Below are 491 nucleotides of genomic sequence, written 5' to 3' on the forward strand. Positions count from 1 at the left end.
CTGGAATTGCTAAGGCTCCTAAACCTACTAACAAGCCTCCTAATCCACCTATTGCTCCACCTGTGGCGGCTCCTGCTTTTGCACCCTCGTCTGCTTTATTTCCTACTCCAGCAGTTCTGGGCTCTACACCTGCAATTGGGTTATTGCGGTCCGCATCTTTTGCAATCAATGATACTTGGCTTAGTGGGAAACCTGCATCTCTTAAGTCTGTGAGTGCTGCTTCTGCATCTCTACGGCGCGGGAATAACCCGATTGCTCTTCTTGCTCTTGTTACTCCTGTTGGGTAATCATTTGCTCCTGGATTCACCAAGGTTGGATCATACATTTCCCAATCTTGAATTCCACGTCTGGCCAAAATTGTAGCCGCTTGATTTATTTCGTCTTCTGTACCACTGGCGATAATGACATAATTGCCTTGATTAAGCCGATCTTCGTAAAAGTGTGCGCGAGCATCTGGAAGCCCTAATCTCGCAGCCTCAAGGCGATCGCTC

1 protein-coding gene is annotated in these 491 nt (G+C 47.9%); it reads right to left on the reverse strand.

Annotation, left to right across the window (positions count from 1 at the left end):
• Positions 1-491 (reverse strand): general stress protein (locus tag G4P69_RS32235; RefSeq protein WP_390693613.1); only part of this gene is annotated, 491 nt, incomplete at both ends.

The organism is Aetokthonos hydrillicola CCALA 1050 (genome assembly GCF_017591665.1).
GTDB lineage: Bacteria > Cyanobacteriota > Cyanobacteriia > Cyanobacteriales > Nostocaceae > Aetokthonos > Aetokthonos hydrillicola.